Raw genomic sequence first — 7,464 nt, 5'->3', positions numbered from 1 at the left:
CGTTGCAAGGCGCAAGTCCGGTTCTGAGGGGGCGGGATTATAGCGATATAGTCCTGCTACCCGACCACGGTGATGCCAGTTAGTGGTGGCTTGGGATTGTTGGAAAGAGCAATCGAAAAAGACCGACAGGTATTTCCGAGACGAGTTGCGCTTTTGGAAGGGCGAGAAACAGTAGATAAAGACTCGCTAAGAGAATAGCCAAAAAACTTAAACGTGGCATTGCAACCATGCCGCTCATATTGTCATGCAAATTTTGGGAGAATTATGACTACAGCGTTAAAAGCAATCAATGGTGGTAGCAAACAGCGAAGCGATGTCCAAGGACAAGCCGCTTCGCGTCTACGCAAACAGACGGATGCAGAGAAATCGATTAGACCACATTGTAAAGTATCAATTGAGGATATCAACTGGGTTCGTCAGCAACCTCCGTCTGTGCAGCAGCTTTGGTTAGATAGCGTGGCGGCTGAACAATTTGGGGGTTCTGCCCACAAACTCGACACTAACCTCACCTACAAATCTTTGCAAAAAGCAGGGGCGGCGTTGACTGCTCAAGGACTGTTTCAGTTTGAGGAAGTATTTGGTCGCTTGCCCTCTGGTAGACCTGGGTTGATTAGCTACCGTGTCCGCAACTTACACGGTTATTACAATCGGTTTTATTGGGAATCATCCACGTCTGGGGAAACCAATTCTTGTGACGAGAAAGCCGTCCACGCCGGGGAGAAAGTAAACCAGCCCGAACCGAATCAAAACCACCCCAAAGTGGAACGAATCTAGCCTGATTTGGAATCATTCCAAAAGAATGGTCAAAAAAGTGAGGATTTGCAAAGGTTCCAAAAACCTAACAACGTTTCTAACAATCCGTTAACTACCTACCAACAACCTTAGTTGGTTGTTGGTATGGTAGTTGGTTCTGACGCGCCAACTGAAAATTCGCGTTTAGAGGAGACGGCTCATGCGCCCTTGGGGGGCGCGTCGCCTCAACGTATCGAAAGCGCGTCAGAACTTGAAGAATTGCCTGTGGCAATGGAATGCACGACGCTGGCGCTTGTGGATGCTGTACCAAGTCAATCTGCTTCGTTGTTAGCTGAAAACCAAGTCTCTGGTGTTGAAGCGATATACCCTCATGAAGATACAAGTTCGGCCGCGCCCGTCGCTCAAAATGAATTTTCTTTAAATTCTGCGATCGCAGATCAGAAAATAGAACCGAGTTGCCCCTCTGCTGAGTTGATGACTGAAAATTCGGTTTCGAGTGTAGAAATCAAAGCAGTTGATGAGGGTGAAAATTCCGCCGCATCTGTCCCCAGTGCTGAAAAATGGTCACATGAGGCGATTGTAGCGAGGTCAAATATGCGACCTCTGCGTATGCAAAAACTCAAACTAACGGAAAATTCGGGGGAGAATCCGGGGTTGGACTTTTTGCAAGAGTGTTGGGATGATCCGGCTTTGCAGATTGTGATCAAGAAGTTGCTGGCGAAGTATCCGCAGTGGGGGATTGCGGTTGTAGATGGGGTGTTGGTGGATTGGAGGATTAGCTAGGAGAGCGGCAAGACCTTCTCTGAACACTATGTCAATATTTCCTCGCCTATAACTCGTCCAAGAGGTTTTTTATAATTGAAGGTGAAAGTGTTTCCATTTTTAATCGCTTGTCGCATCTCTTCGCACATTGGAGATTCACCTACACCACTTAAGCTTACCCAAGCTTTGGATCTGGTAAGAGCAACAAATAACTGGTTACGAAGGCTTATGCTGCTTTCATTTTTTGCAATATTGTTAAAGCCTATCAGGTGTACCATATAAGCTTCATTACCCTTAGCGCGGTAAATACGCGATACTGTAACAGCTTCTTCTTTCCAAAACTGATTTGGTCGCTTGTCTTGTAAATCCATTTGTTCTGGAAATTGATTGCTGTTGAGCGCACTAGGAATATAAAAGTCGACACCATACTTTTGTAAAGTCTGGGCTGCCCTTTTTTGAAGATTAATACTTTCTTCCTGAGAACCCAACACGATTACTAAAATATCACGGCTAGGTTTTAATCCATCACAGTGAATGTTTTGATGAATTTTGTTTCTGAGTGCATCAAGTTCAGCTTCGCAAGAATCATAAACATTAAATTCTAATAAATCTCCTGACCAAAAATGATGTACTGGATTAGGAGAATTTTTCAAAGGTCTGCTTATAGTAATTCGCTCACCTATTTTGCGGAAGTCACCATCAACTTTATAGCCTATATGTTCCCAATCTTTTTTATTTGTAATTCCTGTTAGCATTCCTTCTGGACGCAGCCATCCCATACCAATTGCATGAGCAGCAGTCAGAATATTCCCAGGTGTGCGATAACAATGGCGTATTGCATAAGCTTTGCGGATACCGCCTTCATACCAAGCTCCTCCATTTCCTCCTAGTATTTGGCTTAATTCTGCGCCTAGTACTTCCTTAGAGGTTGGAATACTCAAGGCATCAAGGCTCTGCGCTTCATCGTATGCCCAAATTAAACGTCTGACATCTGGAGTATCCGGTGTAATAGGTCTGAGCGCTTGCCATGCTAACCAGTAAACTGATTGTTTATCTTCAAACTTTAACTGTTGCTCATCTAAAGCTAAGTCTTGCCCCTCATCAATTAAAATAGCATCGAATATTGGTTGAATTTGGTATTCACTTAATACCCTTTTGCACAGATATGCTAACTTTTCAGGGGGATTACCTTTCACACGCTGATCATGAATGAGACTGATATTCTGTGTATCATGAATAGTTGAGTACAAACCTGGTTGTCTGTCATCTCCCCAAGCGTGTAGTATTTTTAGCTTGGATGTCTCAGGATCATATTCAACTTCATCATTGGAGAAAAATTTCAGCCATTCATTTACTAAGTGAACTGCTTGGTCATAGAGACTGCGAGTAAAAAATACTAGAGCAATATCCCAATCTGGATGATACCAATGCATCCAAGCTGCCTTTTGACATAGCAACACTGTTTTACCAGAACCAGCTATTCCTCGAATCCGTTGAGGCCCAGGAGGTATTGACATTCCTATGTGAATTTGCTCGATATCTGTTGAACCTACCCATTGTTGTAATTTTTCAATTACCTGACGACGCAGTGGTTTTGGATTAAGTTTTATTGGTTCATCTGCACCATCTGGGCGAATAGGAGGTATGGGGCTGCAAACAATTTTTTGTAGTAAATTCCACTCTTTATCTGTTAAAGGTCTTCCTGGTTGAACTTGACCTGCATTTTGTATAATTATTTGGATTAAATTATTTTTGCTTAAATGCTCTTGAAAAAGAATAGGAGGACAGGATATCTGTTTATTAAATTCTTGTCCTATCCATTCTTTTTCAGTAATTGAAGGTAAAGCCACTAAAGCTCTTGCTCTTACTTTTCGTTCAAGTAATGGCTGCTTGTTACAATAATTAACTAAGTGTTGAAGTTGGCTCTCAGCTTGTTTATAGGCATTTATGGGAGATTTATAAAAATTTTTGGTAAACCAGTCATAACCTTTTATATGTGTTATTTGGTTGATTTTAATATTTTTAACTTCAATAACAATTACACCAAATTCCTGGTCAACAATTAATATATCTGGCTCATAGCATAATTGTTTATCTTTAATAAAGAGAGGATATGTCCAAAAACATAAACAGTTTTTTCGGTCGTTGAATGCAGAACGAACAACATCCCAAACTTTCTGTTCGGCTTTTTGTCCAGGAAAGTAAATTGGTTCGGTTGTAATAAATTTAAGCTTATATTCTTGAGTAGCAGATACCATGATATCCTACCTGATTTAATTTGCAGTCAATCATATAACTGCGCTCTAAATAAAATATCTTTTACTTGTCTCAAGTAAGGCTTCAGGGAAAACACGTCTTTTAGTAAATACTCTGAACTATAAGCCACTGTAAAATTGCTGCTAATACTAAGGCAGAAATGGAACTGCTGGCGAAGTTTCCGCAGTGGGGTATCGGTTGTGTTGATGGTCTGTTGGTGGATTGGGAGAGAATTCACACTGTCTCAGAATAGCGTGGAGCTAAAGCGATTGCTGCTTGATAGTGCTTGTCTACTCTTGTGCAGAAGATGTAGCTCAAGATTCCCTTGCCTTGATACTGCCAAGCGACCAATTATTTTCTGAAAACGGGGACGCATAATCTGCGACTCGCTCCCATCCCCACTTATAAGCAGTATCAACTAGAATTTCTTTACCATTTCGGAACTTGATAAATTCCTGCCCGTGATCGTAAAATATGTCTGCAACCAGTTGATTACGCTCGTCGTAACCCCACTTATCCACTGCTGCCTTCCACCAGCGTTTTCCGGAGGAGAGCAACTGTTCAAGTTCTAAATACTCCGGCTTCCAGTATTTGGTGCGCCATTGATTTGCCAGTGCCTCGATTAGTATTGCAGTCGGGTAGATCGGCTTCAAGTTTTCTTCGAGCCAGAGTATATAAACAATTGCGCTCCTGAAAGCATCTTCTAAACAATAGCTGGATGCTTCTAGAGTGTCTTGAAGTTGCTCGTCATTAAAATTTACGCCGAGCGACCGTAGGGCTGGAGCGTACAAATCAAATAATTCTTGTTCTACTGAATCGGCAGACCAGAACCACATAAGAAAAAGAAAACTCCTGCTGGGTGGCTAAATAAAATTTAGCATTTAGCGTGGAAAGTGTTGATGTGGGGACAAGTAGCGATCGCTAATCAAACACCAGGGCAAGTAGAACAGGATCACTCTGCTATGTTGTTGGTTCAAATTCAGCTTTAGGTGGAGAAATGAAAGCGGTGAATGAGGGTGAAAGTTCTGCCGCACCTGTGTCAAATCCTGAGAAATGGTCGCATGAGGCAATTGTTGCGAGGTCAAATCTGCGACTGGAGCGGATGCAGAAACTGAAAGTTGTGGCGAATTCGGGGCAGAATCCGGGGTTTGACTTCTTGTATGAGTGTTGGAATGACGATCCGGCTTTGCAGATTGTGATCAAGAAGCTGCTGGCGAAGTGTTCGCAGTGGGAGATTGCAATTGTGGATGGGGTGTTGGTTGATTGAAATGAGTAGCGATTCACCCAAGCTTGGAAGCGTTATTGCTGCCTAATTTTGTCCGAAGTATTGTTCAAACTTGTTTTACTATTTTCTGCCCTTTTGTTACTTAGAACTACAAGAGTGTGAAGAATAGATAAAGCTCAGTATTGCTGTGTACATTTATCGGCAAATAATGTGAAGAGTATGCAAAGACGGTGATTTAAGTATAGACATCTAAGTAATATATTCAGTATGTAGTTAGCTGAAGGCAAGTAATATTTTTTCTATGTACAAGCTCGACACTTACGGAGGATAGCCCATAAGCTAGGCATAAAAATGTCTTTCCCGCTCAAAAGTTAACTGTTTCCTACTTTGAAGCTTGTAGGACTTAGGCACTGGCAAAAAACCAAATAGAAAAGGTGGTTTTTAGGTATTCAAGGTTGATTTTTTGATGATTATTTACTGATTTCTACTGAACAATTATCTAAAATTCACAGCTTGATTAATTTGTATAGTGCTTAAGGCTTAGATAGTAAGAGAATAGTTATGGGACTTACGCATCAACAAATGTAGCTTCAATTCATGAATTGAACTTACAGAAAATCAAGGTTTTAACTGTCTTTCTACTAGCTTTAAGTTAGATAATTTTTACGTAGAATCTAATTGTCTCGGTCAATTTTTGAGAAATATTACTGTTTTTCAAGAGTATTAACAACCTCAAGTTTTGGGAATTTTCGTACCCGGAAACATCACTTGCAACAGTGTAAGAACTGAAGTTACTCAAAAAATCAATTTAGATAGGTAAAATTTATGGCAAGTTTCATTGGAACCAACGGTAACGATACGCTATCGGGCAGTAACGGAGACTACTTCAGTGACGGCGACACCTTAACTGGTGGAGGTGGTAACGATATTTACAACAACATTATATCTATTAGTGGTGGATACACTATTACGGATTTTGGTGGCATAGGTCAAGGAACAAATCCGACAGCAGGAGTCATCGCTGAAGTGGATACCCTAATATTCCGAGATCCTAGCGCTACTGCTCGAAATCTGCTGCTTACGCAAAATGGCAGCAATCTGGAAATCACCTTTCAAAATAATTCCAATACTAAAGTCACCCTGCAAAACTTTGTCCTTGAAAACCTGGATAACCTTAGCACATCTACAGGAGCAACTGTAGACTTGGGTAATATCTTGTTTTATGGAGAAACCATCACCACAGACAGCTTTGATGTCTTCAATGCCAACTCCACCCAAAGCAATATCTTCAACAGAAATACAGTCACCTTCCTTAACGACTTGAACAATAATGTTGACGGCTTTGATGATTCAGATGATGTCATCAATGGTCAGGGGGGTGATGACATCATTGACGGCAAAAGTGGCAACGACACCCTGCGGGGTGGTGCGGGCAATAACCTGCTCTCTGGGAGCGATGGCAATGATTATCTTGATGTCTCTGGCAGGTACATTGACACCACTTTTTTCTTTAAGCAGAATATTGACTCTCGCTTAACAGGCAATAACACCCTAGAAGGAGGTGCAGGTGAAGATACATTGAAGGCTGGCGGTTCAAAAGGCAATAACCTGCTCTCTGGTGGCGATGGCAATGATTATCTTGACCTCTCTGGCAGCTACAGCAATAACCGTGGTGTAGTCGACTCTCGCTCAACAGGTAATAACACCCTCAAGGGAGGCGCAGGTGACGATACATTGAGTGCTGGCGGTTCAACAGGCGATAACCTGCTCTCTGGTGGCGATGGCAATGATTATCTTGACATCTCTGGCAACTACGCGAGTTACCGTGGTGAATTCGACTCTCGCTCAACAGGCAATAACACTCTTGATGGTGGCAATGGCAATGATATCCTTACAGGGGGCAATGGTAATGACATTCTGATAGGAGGGGACGGGACTGATACCTTTGCTTTCAATAGTTACAATGAAGGCGTTGACACTATTTATGACTTCAACGCCGCTAATGAACTGATTCAGGTATCAGCTAGTGGTTTTGGTGGCGGCTTATCAACAGGTTCACTTCAGACAAGTCAGTTTACCATTGGAACATCTGCAACTGCGATCGCTCAACGATTCATTTATGATGATTCTACAGGTGGACTGTTCTTTGACCAAGATGGCAGCGAATCTGGATTTACTCAGGTAAAATTTGCCCAACTATCAACCGGATTGTCACTAACTAACAACAATTTTGTGGTTGTTTAATTAGAGGTTTCCAAAAAATAAATTTAGGAGTCACGCGAAACTACATCTGTAGGGGCAATTCATGAAGATTGGTGTCAACTAAAGAAGATTTTGCCCAAATTTGTTAAGTGTAAGCGTCAATCTCTTGGGTGAGCGTTACTAGCATCAACACTGGACGTTCGCTCATTTTGACCTAGTAAGTGAGAATTATGTCTTACAGGGCTTAAGTTCTAGCTCATAAATGG

General features: G+C 41.8%; 7 protein-coding genes. 5 read left to right on the top strand and 2 right to left on the bottom strand.

All coding sequences use genetic code 11. The features are described from left to right. Positions 1-72 precede the first annotated feature (72 nt). The 3 genes from RM347_RS35310 (at position 73) to RM347_RS35300 (ending at position 1,536) form a co-directional block, all read left to right on the top strand. Positions 73-198 (top strand): hypothetical protein, encoded by a 126-nt coding sequence (locus RM347_RS35310; RefSeq protein ID WP_322715592.1) that lies wholly within the window; start codon positions 73-75, stop codon positions 196-198. A 66-nt stretch (positions 199-264) separates the two neighbouring features. Beyond that, entirely contained in the window at positions 265-774 is a 510-nt protein-coding gene (locus RM347_RS35305) for a hypothetical protein (RefSeq protein ID WP_322715593.1), read from the top strand. Positions 775-897: 123 nt separating this feature from the next. Then, entirely contained in the window at positions 898-1,536 is a 639-nt protein-coding gene (locus tag RM347_RS35300; RefSeq protein WP_322715594.1) for a hypothetical protein, read from the top strand. Positions 1,537-1,562: 26 nt separating this feature from the next. Here the strand turns inward: RM347_RS35300 and RM347_RS35295 are convergent, their stop codons facing one another. Both RM347_RS35295 and RM347_RS35290 read right to left on the bottom strand, forming a co-directional pair. Further along, complete coding sequence (locus RM347_RS35295; RefSeq protein ID WP_322715595.1) at positions 1,563-3,773, bottom strand: NERD domain-containing protein; 2,211 nt, start codon at positions 3,771-3,773, stop codon at positions 1,563-1,565. Between the two features lie 312 nt (positions 3,774-4,085). Beyond that, entirely contained in the window at positions 4,086-4,607 is a 522-nt protein-coding gene (locus RM347_RS35290; protein WP_322715596.1) for a hypothetical protein, read from the bottom strand. Positions 4,608-4,768: 161 nt separating this feature from the next. Between RM347_RS35290 and RM347_RS35285 the strand changes: the two genes are divergently transcribed. Beyond that, on the top strand, positions 4,769-5,038 hold the full coding sequence (locus tag RM347_RS35285) for a hypothetical protein (protein WP_428850676.1): 270 nt from the start codon (positions 4,769-4,771) through the stop codon (positions 5,036-5,038). 783 nt (positions 5,039-5,821) lie between these two features. Beyond that, complete coding sequence (locus RM347_RS35280) at positions 5,822-7,240, top strand: calcium-binding protein (protein WP_322715598.1); 1,419 nt, start codon at positions 5,822-5,824, stop codon at positions 7,238-7,240. Positions 7,241-7,464 lie beyond the last annotated feature (224 nt).

The organism is Nostoc sp. ChiQUE02 (genome assembly GCF_034531305.2).
GTDB lineage: Bacteria > Cyanobacteriota > Cyanobacteriia > Cyanobacteriales > Nostocaceae > Nostoc.
The sequence above is the reverse complement of the archived record's forward strand: the minus strand, read 5'-3'. Positions and strand labels throughout refer to the sequence as shown.